18 protein-coding genes are annotated in these 19,730 nt (G+C 60.4%); 3 read left to right on the top strand and 15 right to left on the bottom strand.

What is annotated here, in order from left to right; all coding sequences use genetic code 11:
- Positions 1-35: 35 nt before the first annotated feature.
- From fabF to AACY42_RS20730, 3 genes are read right to left on the bottom strand one after another with little or no spacing between them, the layout of a single operon-like run.
- Positions 36-1,322 (bottom strand): beta-ketoacyl-ACP synthase II, encoded by a 1,287-nt coding sequence (gene fabF, locus AACY42_RS20740; RefSeq protein ID WP_339481994.1) that lies wholly within the window; start codon positions 1,320-1,322, stop codon positions 36-38.
- A gap of 53 nt (positions 1,323-1,375) precedes the next feature.
- Positions 1,376-4,456, bottom strand: coding sequence for an efflux RND transporter permease subunit (locus tag AACY42_RS20735; RefSeq protein ID WP_339481993.1), 3,081 nt, complete (start codon positions 4,454-4,456; stop codon positions 1,376-1,378).
- On the bottom strand, positions 4,453-5,562 hold the full coding sequence (locus AACY42_RS20730; RefSeq protein WP_339481991.1) for an efflux RND transporter periplasmic adaptor subunit: 1,110 nt from the start codon (positions 5,560-5,562) through the stop codon (positions 4,453-4,455). Before AACY42_RS20730 ends, AACY42_RS20735 begins: the two co-directional genes overlap by 4 nt.
- A gap of 209 nt (positions 5,563-5,771) precedes the next feature.
- Here AACY42_RS20730 and AACY42_RS20725 point away from each other — a divergent pair, with 209 nt between their 5' ends.
- Both AACY42_RS20725 and AACY42_RS20720 read left to right on the top strand, forming a co-directional pair.
- Complete coding sequence (locus AACY42_RS20725) at positions 5,772-7,232, top strand: TolC family protein (RefSeq protein ID WP_339481990.1); 1,461 nt, start codon at positions 5,772-5,774, stop codon at positions 7,230-7,232.
- Positions 7,233-7,295: 63 nt separating this feature from the next.
- Positions 7,296-8,081: an SDR family NAD(P)-dependent oxidoreductase gene (locus AACY42_RS20720; RefSeq protein ID WP_339481989.1), complete on the top strand. Its 786-nt coding sequence runs from the start codon at positions 7,296-7,298 to the stop codon at positions 8,079-8,081.
- Positions 8,082-8,168: 87 nt separating this feature from the next.
- On the opposite strand, the gene AACY42_RS20715 is transcribed toward AACY42_RS20720, so the two are convergent.
- The 5 genes from AACY42_RS20715 to AACY42_RS20695 all read right to left on the bottom strand — a co-directional run bounded on the left by AACY42_RS20715 (position 8,169) and on the right by AACY42_RS20695 (position 11,357).
- Complete coding sequence (locus AACY42_RS20715) at positions 8,169-9,440, bottom strand: OmpP1/FadL family transporter (RefSeq protein WP_339481988.1); 1,272 nt, start codon at positions 9,438-9,440, stop codon at positions 8,169-8,171.
- A gap of 53 nt (positions 9,441-9,493) precedes the next feature.
- Positions 9,494-9,814: a hypothetical protein gene (locus AACY42_RS20710; protein WP_339481987.1), complete on the bottom strand. Its 321-nt coding sequence runs from the start codon at positions 9,812-9,814 to the stop codon at positions 9,494-9,496.
- 34 nt (positions 9,815-9,848) lie between these two features.
- Positions 9,849-10,043 carry a hypothetical protein gene (locus tag AACY42_RS20705; RefSeq protein ID WP_339481985.1) on the bottom strand — a complete coding sequence of 65 codons (195 nt, stop codon included), beginning with the start codon at positions 10,041-10,043 and terminating at the stop codon, positions 9,849-9,851.
- A 166-nt stretch (positions 10,044-10,209) separates the two neighbouring features.
- Complete coding sequence (locus AACY42_RS20700; protein WP_003202289.1) at positions 10,210-10,830, bottom strand: TetR/AcrR family transcriptional regulator; 621 nt, start codon at positions 10,828-10,830, stop codon at positions 10,210-10,212.
- 101 nt (positions 10,831-10,931) lie between these two features.
- A complete protein-coding gene (locus AACY42_RS20695) occupies positions 10,932-11,357 on the bottom strand; it encodes a VOC family protein (protein ID WP_339481983.1) in 426 nt (141 codons plus the stop codon).
- 102 nt (positions 11,358-11,459) lie between these two features.
- Between AACY42_RS20695 and AACY42_RS20690 the strand changes: the two genes are divergently transcribed.
- Positions 11,460-12,344: a LysR substrate-binding domain-containing protein gene (locus AACY42_RS20690; protein WP_339481982.1), complete on the top strand. Its 885-nt coding sequence runs from the start codon at positions 11,460-11,462 to the stop codon at positions 12,342-12,344.
- A gap of 20 nt (positions 12,345-12,364) precedes the next feature.
- On the opposite strand, the gene AACY42_RS20685 is transcribed toward AACY42_RS20690, so the two are convergent.
- The 7 genes from AACY42_RS20685 to AACY42_RS20655 all read right to left on the bottom strand — a co-directional run.
- Positions 12,365-13,492: an OmpA family protein gene (locus AACY42_RS20685; RefSeq protein WP_339481980.1), complete on the bottom strand. Its 1,128-nt coding sequence runs from the start codon at positions 13,490-13,492 to the stop codon at positions 12,365-12,367.
- Positions 13,489-13,956 (bottom strand): type VI secretion system baseplate subunit TssE, encoded by a 468-nt coding sequence (gene tssE / locus AACY42_RS20680; protein WP_339481979.1) that lies wholly within the window; start codon positions 13,954-13,956, stop codon positions 13,489-13,491. The genes AACY42_RS20685 and tssE overlap by 4 nt, the downstream gene beginning before the upstream one ends.
- A 3-nt stretch (positions 13,957-13,959) precedes the next feature.
- Positions 13,960-14,496, bottom strand: coding sequence for a type VI secretion system lipoprotein TssJ (tssJ, locus tag AACY42_RS20675; RefSeq protein ID WP_339481977.1), 537 nt, complete (start codon positions 14,494-14,496; stop codon positions 13,960-13,962).
- Positions 14,477-15,574, bottom strand: coding sequence for a type VI secretion system baseplate subunit TssG (gene tssG / locus AACY42_RS20670; protein ID WP_339481976.1), 1,098 nt, complete (start codon positions 15,572-15,574; stop codon positions 14,477-14,479). Before tssG ends, tssJ begins: the two co-directional genes overlap by 20 nt.
- Positions 15,538-17,307 (bottom strand): type VI secretion system baseplate subunit TssF, encoded by a 1,770-nt coding sequence (gene tssF, locus AACY42_RS20665; protein WP_339481975.1) that lies wholly within the window; start codon positions 17,305-17,307, stop codon positions 15,538-15,540. The genes tssG and tssF overlap by 37 nt, the downstream gene beginning before the upstream one ends.
- Positions 17,308-17,329: 22 nt before the next feature.
- Positions 17,330-18,907: a type VI secretion system protein TssA gene (tssA, locus tag AACY42_RS20660; RefSeq protein WP_339481974.1), complete on the bottom strand. Its 1,578-nt coding sequence runs from the start codon at positions 18,905-18,907 to the stop codon at positions 17,330-17,332.
- On the bottom strand, positions 18,904-19,730 hold an 827-nt coding region (locus AACY42_RS20655; RefSeq protein ID WP_339481973.1), incomplete at its 5' end, for a type VI secretion IcmF C-terminal domain-containing protein. The genes tssA and AACY42_RS20655, both read right to left, overlap by 4 nt.

The following is a 19,730-nucleotide window of genomic DNA, read 5'->3' as shown; positions in this document are numbered from 1 at the left end:
AACCATGCTCGAAATCGAAGATCAACTGTTCAAGCCTACGGTACCCAACGACGAAACAACACGCTGGCATTGACCCCTCCGAACCCAAATCCATTGGAAAGCGCATGGGTAATCGGCATCTTCCTGGCGTTCAAGCCGACCAGATCGAGCCCCGCTGCGGCCTCGTCAGGATGAACCAGGTTCAACGTGGGCGGTACGACCTGGTCACGCAGCGCCAACACCGTAAAAATAGCCTCGATACCGCCAGCCGCCCCCAGAAGATGGCCGGTGGCCGATTTGGTGGAGGTGATCGCCACATTGGAATCGCGCCCGAACACCGAACCAATCGCGGTCAGCTCACCGTTGTCACCAACCTGGGTGGACGTCGCGTGGGCATTGATATGTTGCACGTCCGAGGGGCTGACAGCGGCCTGGCGCAGTGCCTGTTCCATCGCACGTCGGGCGCCGTTGCCGTCTTCCGGGCCCGCCGTCAGGTGATAGGCATCGGCGCTGGTGCCATAACCCGCCAGCTCCGCCAGGGGCTTGGCGCCACGAGCGAGGGCGTGCTCCAGTGACTCGATCACCAGCAACCCGGCGCCCTCGGCCATGACAAAGCCGTCGCGATCACGATCAAAGGGCCGTGAGGCCTCTTGCGGGCGCTCGGCAAAACCGGTGGACAGTGCGCGGGCGGCAGCAAAGCAACCCAGGGTCACGCGGTCAATCGCCGCTTCCGTACCGCCGCATATCGCGATATCCGCTTCGCCGCTTCGGATGAGCCTGGACGCGTCGCCAATGGCCTGAACTCCGGCCGCACAGGCGGTTACCGGCGCGCCCAGAGGTCCTTTGAAACCGTGCCGAATGGAAACGTGCCCCGCGGCCATGTTGGCGAGAAAAGCAGGTGCCGTGAACGGCGACAATCGGCGCGGGCCACGCTCATCGGTGGTGCGTACGGCACCGGCAATGGCGCCAAAGCCACCCACGCCCGAGGCGATGAGAGTCGCCGTCCGTTCCTGGCCGTTGGCATCGGTCGGTTGCCAACCTGCCTGTTGCAATGCTTCTTCGGCCGCCACCAGCGCGAACTCGATGAAGCGATCCATCTTCTTGCGATCCTTGGCCGCAATGATGCGCTCCGGGTCGTAACCGGCGATGGCGTCCTCTTCCAACGTAGGCACCTGGCCGCCCACGGCCACGCCGGTTCCCTCGGTAATGTCGTCAGACAGGATACGAATGCCAGAGCGCCCGGCCAGCAGGCGCTGCCAGACTTCTTCGACGCCACAGCCCAACGGGCCGACAATGCCCACGCCGGTGACGACGATGCGTTTTTGACCTTGGGAAGTCATCATTGGAACCTCTTCATATCTCAGTCAATGTCACTAAAAAGCACAAGTGCGTTTGTTTAAACCTGCGGAGCGGTTTGAGCATGCGTTGAATGGTCAGGACGGATCCTGAACCAGATGGAATACATCGCTGGCAGGAACACCAGCGTCATGATGGTGCCAACGAACGTGCCCCCGATCAGTGTGTAGGCCAGCGTCCCCCAGAAAACGGAGTGTGTCAGGGGGATGAACGCCAGGATGGCCGCCAGCGCCGTCAGCAGTACCGGACGGGCCCGTTGTACCGTGGCTTCGATGACCGCATGGAACGGGTCCAGTCCTTCCTGTTTGTTGTGATGGATCTGCCCGATCAGGATCAGCGTATTGCGCATCAGGATGCCCGAGAGTGCGATCAGGCCGACCAAGGCGTTGATCCCAAACGGCTGCTGGAAGATCAGCAGGGTCGGCACCACGCCAATCAGGCCCAGCGGTGCGGTGAGGAACACCATGATCATGGCCGAGATCGAACGCACCTGCACGATGATGATCAACAGCGTCAGGGCCACCATGATCGGCACCAGCGGCACGATCGCCTTGCCGGCCTTGCCCGATTCCTCGATGGCCCCGGCCTGCTCGATCCGGTAGCCGTCAGGGAGGCTGGCGATGATCGGCTGCAGTTGCTTGACGATCGCGCTCGATACGTCTGGCGGCTGCAAGTCTTCGGCAATGTCACCGCGCACGGTGATGGTTGGCGTGCGATCACGTCGCCGCAGGATCGGCTCCTCCATGCGCACATCAATCTCTGCGACCTGGGACAGCGGAATGCGCTGGCCTGCCGCACCCACCAGGGTAAAGCCCTCGATCCTGGCCGGATCGAGCCGGATATCACCGGCAGCACGACCGACCACCTGCACTGAGCGGATGTCCTCGCGAACCGCCGTGATCGGTACCCCCGAGAGCAGGAATTGCAACTGCTGGGCAATGGCATTTGACGTCAGCCCCACCGCCTGCAAACGATCCTGGTCCAGACTGAAATGCAACGTCGGCGTCAGCGCCCCCCAGTCGGTATTGACGGTCCGCATCAGCGGGCTTGCCTGCATGACACTCTGGACCTGGTCTGCGATTTCACGCAATTTCGACGGCTCAGGCCCCATCACCCGGTAGGCAACTGGAAATGGCGAATACGGACCGAACACCAGTTGCGTTACACGGATACGCGCCTCTGGCGCGAGCCCCTCGGCAGCCGCCTCGCGGAGACGGAACTTGAGGGTCTCGCGCGCTTCCTGGCTCTGCGTCAACACCACGATCTTGGCGAACGAAGGATCGGGCAGTTCCGGCGCCATCGCCAGGTAGAAGCGTGGCGCGCCTTGGCCGATATAGGTCGTGACGATTTTTGACTCATCCTGTTTCTGCAACCAGGCCTCGACCTTGGCAGTGGCGGCGCTGGTCTGCTCGATGGAGGTTCCATAGGGCATCTGCACCTCGACCATCACCTCGGGACGGTCTGACGTCGGAAAGAACTGTTTCTTGACCAGGCTCATGCCGAGAATCGCCACGACAAATGTCGCGATCACGGTGCCGGCTACCCACCACTTGCGCGCGATGACGCGGGTCAGGACCTGGCGAAAGCGATTGTAATGACGGGTGTTGTAGATTGCCGCGTGACCGCCCTCGACCTGCTTGATGTCCGGCAATAGCTTCACCCCCAGGTAAGGGGTGAACGCCACCGCCACCACCCAAGAAGCGATCAGGGCAATGCCGACGATCCAGAACATGTTGCTGGTGTATTCGCCGGCGGTCGACTGCGCGAAACCGTTGGGCATGAAGCCAATCGCCGTTACCAGCGTACCGGACAACATCGGTGCGGCGGTGTGGCTCCAGGCATAGGCGCAGGCTCTGATCCGGTCGTAGCCCTCCTCCATTTTCACCACCATCATTTCGATCGCGATAATCGCGTCGTCCACCAGCAGCCCGAGTGCCAGGATCAACGAACCCAGGGTGATCCGGTCGAAGTTCTTTCCGGTGGCCGCCATCACCACAAACACTATCGCCAGTGTCAACGGTACGGCGGCTGCGACCACAACGCCTACACGCCAGCCCATGCTGAGAAAGCAAACGAGCATTACAACCAACAGCGCGACAAAAAATTTGACCATGAACTCACCGACGGCCGAGTCAATGTTCACGGCTTGATCGGTGACCTTGGTCAGCGTCATGCCCAGTGGCATGCCTTCATTGATCTTGGCGGTCTCCGCGTCCAGCGCCTTGCCCAGGTCCAGGCCGTTCCAGCCCTCACGCATTATGACCCCCAGCAACAAGGCCTCTTCGCCATTGTTGCGCACCAGGAAAGTGGCCGGGTCTTCATATCCTCGCTCGACTGTCGCGACGTCCGAGAGCTTGAGCGTGCGGCCTTGAATCACAAGGGGCGTGTCACGAATGTTCGCCAATTTATCGAAGGCGCCGTCCACCCGCAGGACGACCTGTGGTCCGTTGGTTTCGATCGAGCCAGCGGGCGTGAGTACGTTCTGATTGTTCAGCGCGGCGAAGATATCCTGGGGCGAGACGCCCAAGGTGGCCAGTCGATCATGGGAGAACGACACAAAGATCCGCTCGGGCTGCTCACCGATGATGTTGACCTTATTCACGCCCGCCACGTGCAACAGGCGCTGGCGCAACGACTCAGCATCACGCACCAGCAGGCGCTGCGGCTCGCCTTTGGCTTTCAGGGCGAACAGCGCGAACGTCACATCGGAAAATTCATCATTGACCATCGGCCCAATCACGCCCACCGGCAACTTGAGTGCTTCGTCCTGGAGTTTTTTGCGCGCCTGATAGAACGCCTCCTGCACTTGCGCAGGTGGCGTGCGATCGACCAGCGACACCATGGTGAACGCCAGGCCGGGACGGGTGTAGGTGTCCGTGCGGTCGTACCATTTCAGCTCTTGCAGGCGTTTTTCAAGCGGCTCGGCGACCTGGTCCTGCATCTCCTGGGCGGTCGCGCCCGGCCATGCGGTGATGACGGTCAACTGCTTGACCGTGAACGGTGGATCCTCGGCACGCCCCAACTGGAAGAACGCCAAGGTGCCCGCGACGGCAATCAGGAAGATCAGGAACACGGTAATGGAGCGCTCGCGAACGGCGAGTGCCGATAAATTGAGGCTCATTGACGGCTCCCGACAACCTTCACATCACCCGGTTGAGCCAGTCGCACTTGCTCACCCTCACGCAGCAGGTGGGCGCCGAGCCCGACAATACGCTCGCCCACATTGAGATTGCCGGCGACTCGCGCAGTGTCATCACTCAAACTCAGAATTTGCACAGGTCGCCAAGTGACTTTCGCCGGTTCCCCCTTTATGACCCACACGCCGGTGCCGTTGCCCGGGTCAAAAACGGCAGCGATCGGCACTTGCAGTGCCTGGCGTTGCACGCTGTCTTCGGCGATGCGAAGCGTGACGGTTGAACCCAGCGGCGCATTGGCCAGCGCACCCTCCAGCACATACCGCGCCTCGAAGGTACGCGTCACGCGGTCAGCCGAATCCGAAAGCAGCCTCAGCTTCGCGGTGACCGCTCCGGTGGTGACGCCATAACGCGTCGCCTGCGCGGTAGCGCCTGCGGCAGGTCGAAGAGTCTCGGGCAATTGCACAACGGCTTCGCGCTGCCCTGCCCGCGCCAGTCGAACCACGGTTTGCCCGGGGCTGACGACTTGCCCGGGCTCGGCCAGCGTTTCCATCACAACACCGTCAGCATCGGCGAGCAGCACGGCATAACCAGACGCGTTCTGGGCGACGTCAGCCTGCGCTTGCGCAGCACTGAGTTGTGCCTTGGCAGTATCGGCAGCAGCTTTTATCTGGTCATAGCCCGATGCGGAAATAGCGCCTGCGGCGACCAGGTCGCGATAGCGTGCCTCGTCATCGGCGGTCTGCTTGGCCCGGGCCCGAGCGGCAGCGACCGCCTCCTGTTGGGCTCGCGCCTGCAGCCCCAGGTCGATGGGGTCGAGGCGCATCAACGGCTGCCCCCGTTTGACGACCTGTCCGCTATCGACCAGGCGCTCAAGCACCTTGCCCGCTACCCGAAAGCCCAGATCACTCTGGACCCGAGCCGCCACGACGCCGGTAAAAGATCGCGAGAGATCAGACGAACCCTGGACTTCAGAGACCCGCACCAAGGGCGCAAGCGTGCGTGGATCTTTAGCGGTGGATGAGTCGCCACACGCCGTCAGGACGAGAGGCAACAAGCAAACGACAAAGGTGACAGGTCGAAGCCGGAGCATAGGTTCCCTTTTGGGCAGGTAGGACAGGAGCCTCATTCTCAATCTAGTGACCATTACTGTCAATCGTCACAACTCATCACGGAGCACTCATCCCAGCAATACTTGCCGATTTATAGGTAACCACGCGACTAAATCCTATGAGTGCTTATTGACAGATTGTGACCACAATATAATATAGTCACAACCCATCCACGGCTCCAGGAATCTCAATGTCGCCCCTCCACCCCGCTGCTTTGCTGGTGAGCTTCAGCTTGATGACAGGTTGCACGGTCGGTCCGGACTACCAGCGTCCGGACGCTGCGCTGGCGCATCGTTACCTGGGCCAGGCGTCTGTCGAGCAGAGGTCCGCAGCGACATCGGCCAGCCTCGTCGCGTGGTGGGAAGGCTTTGCTGATCCAGTGCTCAGCGACCTGATTGCCCAGGCACTTGAGCAGAACCTGGACCTGGCCCAGGCTTCGGCCCGCGTCACCCAGGCACGGGCAGGCCTGGGGGCTGCAAATGCCGCGTTATTGCCCTCTGGAAACATCAGCGGGCAGGCCGCGCGCTCATACCAATCCGTGGAAACACCCCTTGGCCAAGTGCTGAACTCGACGCCTGGATACGATCGGTACGGCAACGCCTACGAACTTAACGTGGGGGCCAGCTGGGAAATCGACCTCTTCGCCAGCCTGCGCCGTGGACGCGAGGCCGCATTGGCCCAATACCAGGCGTCTGAGGCTGGCGTCGCGGCCACACGACTGGTCGTCGCCGCGCAGACCGCCGATCTCTACATCACCGCCCGCGGGTTGCAGGTACGGCTGGACATCGCCAATCAACAAGTCAAGACACAGCAGGATCTGTTGGAGAAAGCCCAACTGCTCTACAGCAAGGGCGTTGCGGCCAGCTATCAGGTTCAACAGGTCGAAGGCACCCTGTCGCAGGTCCAGGCGACGGTGCCCGTGCTGCAGACCGGCCTGGATGCCGCCATGAATGCGCTGGATGTCATGCTTGGCACGCCGCCCGGTACCCATCGCACGCAACTGGCAAACGGACGAAGCATCCCTCTGGCGCCACAGATAACGACTATGGGAACCCCCGCCGATCTGCTGCACCGCCGACCAGACCTGATCGTGGCCGAGCGCCGTCTTGCCGCCTCCAATGCGCGTATCGGCGAGGCCGTCGCTGAGTACTACCCGAAATTTTCCCTCAGTGCGTTACTGGGCAGTGCCACAGCGGTTTCCGGCGGCAACCTCTTCACTGGCGATGCCAGCCAGGCGGCCGGCGCACTGGGCCTGCGCTGGAGACTCTTCGACTTTGGCCGCATCAATGCGCAAATCGATCAGGCCAAGGGGCAGGAAGCCGAAGCGCTGGCGACCTACCGTCAGTCCGTATTGCGGGCCACCGAGGACGTCGAGAATGCCTTCTCCGCGCTGGTGAATCGAGAATCCCAGGCGAGCACCCTCACCCAGGGCGAAACCTCGCTGACGCAGGCCCGCCAATCGTCATTCATTGCCTATCAGAAAGGCACGGCCAGCCTGATCGATGTTCTGAATGCCGACGCGACGCTGCTGCAGGTCTGCGATGCACGGGCGCAAGCGCGCACGGAATCGGCACGGGCGGCGGTGGCGGCATTCAGGGCGCTCGGTGGTGGCTGGCAGCCTCCTGAGGCCCAGACAGTGGCAATTCGCTGAGCTGACCAGATAACCCAACACTTGCGCCCCCTCTCCTTCAGCTCACAACCAGAGAACAACGACATGAAACCGAACGAACGCTCCTGGGTGCTCATCACTGGCGCCTCAAGCGGATTTGGCGAAGAGTTTGCCCGGCAATACGCTGCACAGGGAAAATCGCTCGTCCTGGTAGCGCGCAGGCTGGATAGACTCGAGGCGCTGTCGGCGCAGTTGCGCGAGCGCTTCCACATTGATGTGCTCGTCGAGCAAGTCGACCTGTCCTCAATCCCCGCGATCATCGATCTGCACGCGCGACTGAGCGAGCGCAATATCCTGATCGATGTGCTCATCAACAATGCCGGCCATGGCTTGCAGGGACCTTTCCTGACTCAGTCCCTGGACCAATCGCTGGCGATGATCGCCCTGGATATTGCCAGTGTGACGGCCCTGACCCATCTCTTCGCAACTGACATGCGAATCCGCCAACGTGGACAGATCCTTATGGTCGCAAGCCTGCTGTCCTTCCAGGGCGTAAAGAACTTAGCCGTTTACTCTGCCGCAAAAGCCTACGTACTTCGCTTCTCCGAAGCCCTTCATCGCGAACTCAAAAACGAAGGCATTGCCGTGACAGCCCTTTGCCCGGGCATGTCGGACACCGGGTTTGCAGAGAGCGCCAGACAAAAGCTCACACCGGCTTTGAAAATGGTGATGATGCAACCCCAGCCTGTGGTGCGCGCAGGAATCCGAGCACTGCAAGCCGGACGCATGAGTGTCGTTCCGGGGCTTGGCAACAAGGCAATCACTGTCCTGACCTGGGCCACGCCACGCTGGTTTCATCAAGGCCTCATGGCACGCATCATGGGCGTTTGAGCAGGGCTGCTTTTACCCTGGGAAACGGCATTCTGAAGGTCGGGGGACAATGCACGCGCGCCCCCCGACCTTTAGAGCGGTGATCGATCAGAAGCGATAGCTAACGGAGGTACCCAGGCCGCTCGCGCTGTTCCTGTACTTGGAGCTGTAGGCACCTCTGGTCGGCGAGGTTTCGTTGACCCGTACGCTCTCCTCCCACAGATAGGAATAAGCGACGTCGATCGTGACGTTATCCACTGGCGTCCAACCAGCGCCGAAGCTGACGATTTTTCGGTCGCCGGTAGGAATGCGTGGCCCACGGTTGGTGTTGTTGGCGGGCGACTGGTCGACCGAGAAGCCTGCGCGCAGCACCCACTGGTTGTTCAACTGATACGACGTGCCAATGGCGTGTGCCCACGTATCGTGCCAATTCTGCTCTTCGGTGATGGTGCGCAGCGCGCCGCTCAATAAAGGTGGCAAGCCCGTGTTCTCAATGGTCAGTTCCTTGAAGCGACTCCAGCGTGTCCAGGTGCTGCCCGCGTACAAGGTCCAGTCATTGGCGAGCTGGTGAGTCAGCGAGATGTCCACGGACTCCGGGGTGTCCACATCCAGTGAAGCATCATAGCTGCGCCCGCTAAGCCCTATCACACTGAAGATGCCGTTGCTGACCTTGGTCTTGGCATCCAGGTGGTAGCTGACCTTGGAATGGTAGGTCAACCCCACACGGGTCCGATCTGTCGCCTGCACCAGAACACCAGCATTGAAACCAAGGGCCGTATCGTCGCCGTTGCTTTTGAGTTTTCCATCATTGCGACCCGGGCTCAGTGGGTTGGGCACTGTGCCGGTTATCTCGCCACTGATACGGTTGACCGTCGGGCCGAATCCGATCGAAACCCTGTCATTGAAGGCATAGCTGATGGTGGGCTGGAACGTGAGCGTCGTGACTTCGCTTTTGTTGCCGTAGTAGCGCCCGGCAAAGTCGCTGCCGTAATCGGTAATCAGGCCGAACGGCACATAGAAACCCACGCCGAACGCCCAATGTTCATCGATGGGCTTGACGTAGTAACCCATGGGCACAGTGGTCGTGGGCACGACGTCGCCGTCTTCCTGGCCGCCAAAGGTACTGCGAGTCTGGCTGATGTCATTCTTCGCGAAGAGCGTCGCCGCCCCCAGGCTGACCTGCTCTGATTTGAGGCGAGACATGCCCGCGGGGTTACCGAAGACGGTGCTCGCGTCCTCGGCCGAGGACGAGCGACCGGCAAACCCCGATCCCATCCCGCTGATGCTCTGTTCATTGAGGGCAAAACCGCTTGCAAGCACATGAGAAGTGGCGAACGCAACGACGAGGCCTACGGGGGCCTTGAGTATTATTTTTTTCATTATTGGGACTCTTGAATTGGAACTATGGGGGGTTGCAGCCTGGGTTGTTTGTATTAGGTAAAAATCGCCACTGTCTGGCGCGCCCAAAGCACGCGGCGGCCGCTTTCGTCCCATATTTCCATGTCCTGTAGCGAGTACCCTTCCAGCGCCTGCTGGCTGAAAGAGCTGACAAGAAACCATTCGCCGGCAGCGGCCGGCTGCGGTAGGTCAATCATCCAGGACGCGGAGCTGATAGCGGCGGGTTCGGTGAAACAGGTCATGGCGGCCGGCGGCAAACTGTCAGCCAGTGCAATCAGGGCAACGGCCGGATCCACGCCCTGGGCATCCAGATGGCGTACCCACATCAATAATTCGGGACTTTCGGCACCGGACACCGGCAGCGAACCACCCGCAGGACGCATCTCGAAGTTATAGGCGCAAGCCGGAGCAATCCTGGGCGGACTTGAACGGAGGGAAGTCCGCCGGACGTTCCCGCAAGACCGCCTGCACCGACAACGCTGCCGAAAGCCCGCCAAAGATGGTACGACCTTGCTGCCAGTTGGGCGGAGAAACAAAGGGGGCGTCTGGATCGAATTGCTGCAGCAGTTTGGCAAAGCTCGTCATACCGACGCCCCAGGCTAAGAGCAGATACGCCATATTTATTCATGTGACCATTTGTGTCAATAGTCACAAACTGGATAAATAAAGGCGACTATCCGCCGCTGGAGCGGGAGGCGAATCGGATGGGTAAAGCGCCTGCAATGGCCTGGGTGCAATCTTCAGCCACAGCTTAAGGCATGAGGCTGCGCAAGATCAGGTTGCAGGTGAGCGTGGGGGCAACCTCGACGTAATCCAGGCTGTACTGCAGCAGCAACGGATTGACGAAAGGCCGCAGCGCCAGATGGATCGCATCTACGGTTTCGTCCAGTGGCGTCTTGCGTTCGAACTCGCCCAGTTCCCGTCCCTCGCGCACGATTTGCAACACGAAGCTCTTGATCCGTGCGTTATAGACTTGCGAACTGGGCCATTGCTCCGACGCGGAAAACGCCGCAATGTCATAGAGCTTGCGGTCATTGAAAAACAGGTTAACGCCTGTGGTGATCAGGGCCTTGACCAGGCGGCGAAAACGCTCCGTCGCTGAAAGCCCGTCTTCACTAATGGCCTGCTCCACCGCCGCGACGATTTCTGCCAGGCACTGGCTACAGATGGCCTCGCCAATCGCCTGCTTGGAGTCGAAGAACTTGTAGATGTAGGCCTTGGAGAACCCGATGGCCTTGGCCAGGTCGGACACCGTGGTCTTGCCATAACCGTATTGACTGAAATGCTCGTTGGCCGCCGCGACAATCTGGTTTCGAATGTCGTGATCGGCGGGGCCGCGGGTGCTGGGCGAAGGTATTGAGGGCTGGTTCATGGAGGCAGCTTACGCATCCTGAAGATCGTTGACAACTTGTGACCATTAAGCAATAGCGTCACAAGCCAGCCACTATCAAGCTGTCGGCACGCCCCTTCCTTCTATTTGGCAAAAATCTGGCTCTTCTCCTTGAACGCCTTGAACTCCAGCGCATTACCGCAAGGATCGAACAGAAACATCGTGGCCTGCTCCCCCACCTGCCCCTTGAAACGTACGTAAGGCTCGATCACGAACTCGGTGCCAAAGGATTTCAGCCGCTCGGCCAGCGCTTCCCACTCCTGCCAACCCAGAATGATGCCGAAGTGAGGCACCGGCACGTCGTGCCCATCGACCAGGTTGCCGTGCACGCTCTCTTGGGAAGCGGTCTTTGGCTGTTCATGGATAACCAACTGGTGGCCATAGAAGTTGAAATCGACCCAGTGGGCACTGGAACGCCCCTCTTGCAACCCAAACACTTCGCCATAAAAGGCCCGGGCGCCTGGAAGGTCATAAACAGGGATTGCGAGGTGGAATGGGGAAAGGCTCATCACGGCTCCTGTTGCTTTTTATAAGGACCGGGCCATCGTAAGGCTCGGTTCCAAACAAGAAAAACAATATATTTCTCTCAGTAACACAATTAATATTTGTGAATGATAAAAGAACTCAAGACTCTTATCGCCGTAGCACGGGAAGGTACTTTCGCTGCCGCAGGCCATAAAATCGGCCTCACCCAGGCGGCGGTCAGCGCACAGATCCAGCGTCTGGAGGCCGAGCTTGGCTTCGAGATTTTCGACCGCAAGGGACGCACGGCCCACCTCAATCGGATGGGCCATCAAATACTCTTGCAAGCGCAAGAGTTGTTGCGCCTTTACGACAATCTTGGCGCGAGCCCTGCCGGGCTTGCCCCCAGCGTGCTGGTGAACATTGGCGCTATCGCTTCGGTGCAGCGCTCCTTCCTGCCAGACGCGCTCGCCAGGTTTCACCAACAATGTCCGCAGTGCCGCACGCGGGTGCTGCCTGGCGTGTCGATGGAGTTGATCAACCAGGTGGATGCCGGCGAAATCGACATGGCCGCCATCATCCGCCCGCCTTTCTCGCTGCAAAGCGATCTGCGCTGGATGACCCTGGCGCTGGAGCCGTATCGGCTGATCGTTCCGAGCACGCTCCCCGGAGAAGACTGGGCCGAACTGCTTGGCAGCCAACCCTTCATTCGTTATGACCGGGCGTCGTTCGGTGGCCGGCAGGTGGACCGTTTCCTGCGCAAGATGCACTTCGCCTTGCATGAAGTCAGCGAGCTGGATGAACTGGAGGCCATCATCAAGCTGGTTGGAAACGGCGTCGGTGTGGCCCTGGTACCGCAAACCGCGAGCCATCGCCAATGGCCTGAGGGTATACGCGCCCTCGACCTCGCAGAGCACACCTTCCACCGTGATGTCGGGCTCGTCCATCGACCTCGACAAAGCCTCACCGAACCCGCGGGGATACTGGTGCAATTGATTGCCGAGCAGGCCCAGGCCAACGGACCAATCCCATAACTGAAGTGGCTTGACTCAACTCACAAAGCACGCGCGTCCTCAACACCCGCGGGGGTACGCTCACAAGCCCCCACCTGCGGCACCAGACGAATATCGACACGCCGATTGGCCATTCGCCCAGCCTCGGTATCGTTGTCGGCAATCGGCTGGCTGTCGGCGAAGCTCTGTACAGCGAAACAATCGACGGGGATGCTTCCCACGCGCTGCATCCAGTCGCGCACGGCTGAGGCGCGGGAATGTGACAGTTGGAGGTTCTGTTCGACCGAACCAGTTGCATCGGTGTGTCCGGCGACAATGATCAACCAGCCTGGTTGAGCCTTGATATCGATCAGCGCCTTGACCAACACGTCGGTCGAGCCAGGCTTGAGCGCCGAACTGCCGGCGTCGAACAGTGACAGGCTGTCCAGGCGCACGGGATCGGGCAAGACCACTTTTTTCTCCGCCTCCAATAACCCAGCGCGCCAGGCAAACCCAGCCGCCAGGGCAAGCACAAGCGCCGCCGAGTAAAGGCACAGCATCAATCGCCTCTTGCCGGTTTTCATGTTCGGCGGCGGCAGGATCCTGATCGGCATCGCAAATGCCGGCTCCGATAGTCTGATGGGCAGCAACGCCGTTTCGGCGCCAAAATCGATCCGTTCCAAGCGCTGGATCAGACTTTTGACCTGCTGCTGCAAAGCCTGGAGTGTCATCAACGGCATGGATGTGTGGCTGACCAAGCGTTCATTCAGGCATGTCAGTGCATGATCCAACTCCAGCAATGTGCGCAGGTTGCAAGCTGTCAATGCCAGGCTACGCAGCAGCGTGTGAAGTTGGGCAAACAACCACCCGAGGATATCCAAGCGCACTGACACCGACGACGGCCATAAACTCGACCATTGGCCGCTGAGGGTCTTGAGCAATCTCACCCCTTGGACCATGCCATCCAAACCGTGACGCTGACTACGAGCCAACGCATAGAAACTCACGGTTTGCAGTTCCACTCCGTTCAATTGCAATAGCACAAGACACAACTGCTCGACTTTTTGCCAATCCACATCGGGACAGGCAGGATGGCCCAGCTTGGCCAACTCGTCGCGCAACGCGGCGAATTCAGCGTAGCCGCGCGGATCTGCGCCGATGCGAACATGCATTTCAAACAACGCGCTCATCGCGCTTCCTTTCCATTGTCCATTCCCGGCTTCGACAGGCAGTGCTGCCGCTTGAGGTGACGGACCAGGACTTTGCCCTCCGACCCCAGGGTGGTCCCGAACGTGACCCGTTGCCCCCCTTCTAATTGCACGTCCAGGGCACAGTCCAAATGCCCCGGCAGCGCCTGCGGCAACAACTCAATGGCAAGTGCCATCAACCGTGGTTCGTATTTGAGCAAGGTGTCGGTCATCGCTGCGACCAAGGTATGGGCGGTCGCCGGCAACCCTTGCAGGATCGTCCCCATATCCGGCAACCCGTAATCTGGCAGATGACTGAGTGTTCCCGCCCGGCAGTTAAGGATGCGTTGCAGATTGTCCAGGACCGACAGTGTGTGTTGGTCCTGCTCGCTGACGCGATGCAAATCCAGTTCACCGTCGAAATTTTGCAGCAGCACTTCATAGAGCGAAGGGTTGAGTTCAGTCATGGCTCATTCCTTTGGCAAGGGGCGTAAGGTCAGATGGTTATCGCCCATCTCGATCACTCGTGCTCGGTCCGGGTCCAAGTCATCGCGTGTCAGCATCAGGCGCCAAGTGTCCAACCGGGTATCAGGGCTGCGAAACAGAGCCACCAAAGCGACAACCCGGGCCTGCTTGTCCATAGGCACGGTCAACTGCGCCCCGGCCCCTGGTTTCACCACCACGGCTCGTTTATCCAGCAACGCGCTGTCGAGCAGGCTATCGTCACCGTTCAACAGACCGTCGTAGGTTGCCCGCTCCAATGCTTTGCTATCGCGCAATTGGTACACCCGCACCAGGGTCGGCAGCGACAATGCGCTCATGTCCGCCGCATCGGTGTTCAGTGTCGTGCGAGCATTGAAATCCAGATACAGGGTTCTCACCGGTTTATAAAAAATCGCCTCGGCGGTGGACGTGGTGCCCTCCTTGACGGTCTGGGCCACTCCACACCCGCCAAGCGGTACGGCGATCATCGTCAGTATCAACAGGTTAAAAACGGTACGTGACATGCTGTGTTTCCCTGATCCGTGGGTTGGTAGAAAGGCCTTGATAGCGGCCCAGATTGATCGTGAGGGTGTCGTGCTCTGCCGCCTGCCAGGCGTCTGAACCCAAGCCCAGGACACCGGTCATGCCCAGTCGTATGGGGGCATGACCCAATATCGGAGCCGGCAGGCTGCGCACCGCAAGCGTCAATTGCAGCATCACGTTGCAACGCCACCCCAGGTAAACCCCCAGCAGCACAATCAAGTCGCTGTGCAGTGCGCCGCCGGGCAACCAATCATTGGCCTCCTGCTCCTGTTTGGTGAACAGAGTCAGGTGCAGGTGGCTGTTAACGTCCTGACCGACAGCGCCTAGCGGCGTCCCCTCGGACAAACTCACCGGGCGACTCGGGCAAAGACTGGCCGGTTGCGCCAAGTCAATTCTCTGTGTCCAGTGCGGGGTAATCCGCGCTTGGGTATTGGGCGCCAGCAACTTGACCAGCGCGTCGATGCCCTCGGCGTTGCGGGTGGGCAGACGCATGACGCCGAGCAATGCAAGAAAACGCGATATGGGCGTCGTTATGCGCCGGGCGGTTCCGGGAATACCCAGTCCGATCAGCCCCAACAGACATTGCGAAGTCGAATCGCTGCCACCGGTTTCGAAAGTGGCCGGATAGGAATACTTGCGCCAGATCCGGTAGAACTGGGTAAAAATCCGATGATTGAAAATATCAAGGAAGGCTTCCAGCGCCTCATGCCCTTCCCGGCGCTGGGCAATGTCATCCAGGAAAGCCGTTGGCATGGGCGAGTCGACACCGTACAACCCCAGCAGGCGGGTGCGTACCGTCGCCGGTCGCTGTGGTTTCTCCTTATCGAGTTCGATCGCTTTCAGTTCGCCGGCGGGAAAGCTCATGCCGGCGTCGGGTCGAAAGCGCACCGGGTCGTCCGTCGGGCGCGAAGTGCTGCCCAAGAGCGGATAACTGGGTAAAGCCTGTTCCAGTAACTGACAAAATCGATACACGCTGGCCTCGGCCGCTCGCCCCTCAAGGGCTTCCAGCAAACCGCCAGCGTTTAACCGGGAATACGCTGACTGTGGTTCTCGCTCCATCGCAGGCATGCTCCAGTGGGTTGAAGAATCAGTGTGAGCTGAGTGAACAAATGGATATCCGCGTAGAGCGCAAAAAAGCGATTGAGCATCTCCCCGAACAGATTGATGTCGCCCTCCCCCGAAAAGCCATTGGCATCCAGGGTGATTTCGATATCCACGCCACGCAGCAGGAAGCCTTTTTCGAAACGTTGGACCAAGTGATGGCTCACCTCGACGATCGCCGCCAGGCGACGCCGATTCAACTCGCTGCCCGTCCAGTCATACAACGCCAGCGTTCCGCGCAATACCTCGGCACTTTCGAGCATCGGCAAGAAGTTGGAGCCCAAGTGGCTGAGGATGCGCCAGTGAAAACGGTCACGGTTCGGCGGGTAGCACGGCAACGTCGGTGCACAGAGGTTGCGCACCCGTAGACCGAGTTGGGTGGACTGCACCGCCGTATCGAGCAAAGTGCTCTGCAATGCCTTGCGTGGCAGCTGGCCGTGAGTGCCGGTCAGACGTAATGACAGGCACTCACTTACGCCCAGGCGGTCCTGGTCGAAACCCTCGCCCCCCAGGATCAGCCAAGTGTCATGCAAGCCGTTGGCAGCCCGTTTCAAGCGGGTATGGAAATAGCGCTCTGGCGCCTCATCCCGCAACATGCCGCCCTTGTGGCGAAAGCTGGTGAAAGGCACGTAATCCAGGCGCTCGACGCCCTTCGATGCAGTGACCTGGTCCACCGAATAGATTTCCATATGGCCGTCTTGCAAGCGCATGGGTCGCAGCAGGTAATCGGTTTGCAAGATGTCCAGCGCCAGCGGGTCGGATTCCAGCACGAAAAGATTGATCACCGGCACGGCGTGCAGGCGGATATGTTCGGCACTCAGGTCATAGGTGTGAGGCCAGGATTCACGCAGCACCACTTCAAGTTCAAACCAGGGCACGCCCGAGTCAATGCACAACTGGTCCAATCCACAGAGTGTGACGAACATGAATTTTTCCCGGAACGTGAAGTACTCCAGCAGCAACTGATAACCGCTGAAGGCGCTGTCGCCCTTGGGCCACAGCCGATCCTCGTCGGCAAACCCCTTGGCCGCGAAATACCCATCCACTGGCTTGCGGTCCGACTGCCCGGCCAAGCGCACATACATCGCCTGCCGGTTCAAGGTCAGGGCTTGGTGCAGCGCGCTGGCCAGCGGCGCATCGGCGTTCAAGTACAGCGGCAAGCGGCTCAGGTCGATCTGCGCCCAATCGATGGACGCGGCACGGGCAAAGCGCAGGCGCAGCAACGAGCGACCATCGGGTTCATAGTCCCGCTCCACGGATGTCAACGCCAGCGGCTGCAGCGTCAAGTCTTGCGTAGTGGTGTAGCGGCAACAGGTACGCTGCGGCCCTATGGGTTGCGACAATATCTCGAACCCCTGGGCGATCCGTTCGCTGCGCTTGATTTGCGCAAGATCGGGCACCAACTCGACGATCGACAACGACGGAATGGTCCGCAAGTAATGTGGCCACAGCAGGCTGACCAAGCCTTCGGTCAGTTCCGGCAGATCATCGTCGAGCTTTTCTCGCAGACGCCCCATCAGGAAGGCAAAGCCCTCGAACAGGCGTTCGACATAAGGGTCCCGGGCTCCCGGTTTATCCAGGTTGAGTTGCGCCGCCCGATCCGGAAACGCCTCGGCGAACTCCTTGCCGGCCTCACGCAGGTAACGCATTTCGGCATCGAAATAGCGCAGTGTCAGATTGTCCATGTCCATAAAGAATCCTGATCAATAGGTGTCAACCGCAAAGCACTGCGGCACGTACCGGATCGATGGCCACCAGCGCCGCCAGCAACCCCTCCATCCGTCGAGCGAGGGCGGGTTTATCGGCGTCATTGCGCTGGGCTTTCAAGCGCAGCAACTTGAGCAGCCGGGCCTTGACCTCGAAATACAACTCGGGCTCCCACGCGTGCAGGTCGTGGTGCTGCGCGGTGGCATCCAGCTCCCCCAGCAGATGAATCGCCAAGTCAGTTTTGCCAAACTGCTCGGTCATCCGAGCCATCAACAGGCGCAGCAGCCAGCGTTGGCGTCCGGTCTGTATGTCCGGGCGCGTCGCCAGCCAGGCCAACGCTTGCTCTACCCCTTCCCTGTCGGCCTGCGCCAGGGCTTCGCCTTCCAGCGATAAAATGTCGGCATCGACGGTGCTCGGTGCGGGCGATGGAGCAGGCAACCATTGTTGAGGACGATTGCCGATGACGTGCTGGGCGATCCATTCACGGGTGGTCTCATCGGCCAAGGGCGTCCCGTCGCTCCAGCACAACAGTTCCAGCCCCGGCAACCGATCGAGGAGCATGCCCAGGTCACGCTGGGTGATATCGGCCCAGCGATCCTGAGGCGCGGGTTGTTTGCTCAGCGCCTGGTACACGTACCACTGCAAGTCCAACCAGAAATGATTCACGCCTTCGGCATAGATCCGTTCCACCTGATCGAGCAACTCACTCCAGCCTTGTTGCAGATACAAACGCTTGAGTTGTGCCCGATGATCTGCGCGCGGCGGCGCCAAACGGGTGTTGCCATCGGCAGCCTGGGGTGGCGCTTGATGTATCGTGTCCCAGCGCAGGCTCTTCATCAGTCGATGGGCTGCCAACCACCCTTGAGGCTGATCGCGTAAATAACCGGCCAAGGCCCGGCCAGTGTCCAACAGATCCCGACCGGACCTGATCACTGTGGCCGACGACGTCCCATTCGATTCCTGGCTGGCCGTGTTCTGCGGGACCAATGCCTCCATGCCTCCAGACTGCGCCAGCCGGGCAGAGAGCGCGGCGTACAAAGGCCCCAGGCACGGGCGTTGATCTTGAGACCATGAATCGAGGCCCTGCTCCAGCCAGACCAACGCCGCGACGGTGCGCTCGGCTTCGGCCTTCACCACCTCCGGATACAGCGATAAGGTATCCAGCACCTTGCTACCGGCCAGCCACTGCAACGCCAACTTGCGACTGTTGGGCCGTACGGGCAGCACCGTCTCGGCGAACCGCTCCACCAAGGCCGCCAGCAGGCTCAGGCCATCGGCCAGCCCCGCCTCACCGTCCCTGTGCAAACGCGCCCACAGGTAATAAGTGGCCACGCGCAGATCCTTACAGGCCTTGGTCAGTAGCTTTTCAGCCAGTTGGATCACCCGTTCGGCATCGGCACCGGACAACTTGTCGACTTCTTCGCGCATGTGCTGGAAGTCATCGTCGTAACCAGGGTCGTCGCCCACGGGAGACGCATCGCTGATGGGCTGTAGCCAGGGTTGCCAACGGGGCATTTGTTCACGGGCAATCGACAGTGGGTCGCGCTCGCCCAGGCAACGGGCGATCAAACTCTGCAGGCTCATTCGAATCGCTCGTTGCGCGCATAGCCCGCCGCTGCTCCACCCTCGGTGAGAAATACCTGCCCCGGCAACGTAAACCCTCGTAGCCTGAGCAACGCCATCGGCCCGGCGTCCAGCTCGGTGCGCAAGTGCCAGGTCAAACCCAGCCCATCGGGGGCCTTGAGCACCATGCGGTAGCGGCTGTCGCCATCGTCCAGCGCCGTGAACGTGGCTTGCTCGAGCAAGCGAATCAGCCCCCAGGTGCCGGCGTAATCGCCGAACAGCCGCTCGCCGGTGTGAACGCTGGTCCAAGTCAGGCTCACGCCGGGGTAGTCGCTACGCCCCGGCCAGCCGAAGCGCTGCCAGCGCTCCTTCTGGTTGAAATACTCGTGTTTTTCACCGTTGAGGATGAAGGTGGTCTGCACGACGTCGCGCACGCCTTTGCCGCTCAGCTCAAAACTCAGGCCCAGGTTGCCGTCGGTGTAGAGCACGTCGGCCAGGTCGCTCAGTTGATTGACTGCCGCGAGGAACTTGGGATTGACCCGCAAGCCGCGACCATGGCGCGGATCGGCCACCCAGCGATTGCCTTCCTTGCGCAAGACGCCGCTCAACTGGCGGTGCAGGAAGCGTTCGATGCGCCCCGTGTCGGCGCGGATCATCTGCCCCAGCATTGGCAACGAAGCATCGCTGGCGGTTGCGGCGAACGGATAACGACCGGTGAAGGCCGCGTTCCAATGCGCGACGATCGAGCGCTGCCACTGGCTGTTGAGGCCCGCCGCTGACGGTTGCAGCACGCGCTGCCAGGCTTGTTCCAGCGGCTGCACGAACATCGTCTCGCCGATGCCGG

It is taken from the genome of Pseudomonas sp. RL_5y_Pfl2_73, from assembly GCF_963970515.1.
Classification (GTDB): domain Bacteria; phylum Pseudomonadota; class Gammaproteobacteria; order Pseudomonadales; family Pseudomonadaceae; genus Aquipseudomonas.
Note: the sequence above shows the minus strand (reverse complement) of the source record. Positions and strands in the feature narration are given on the sequence as shown.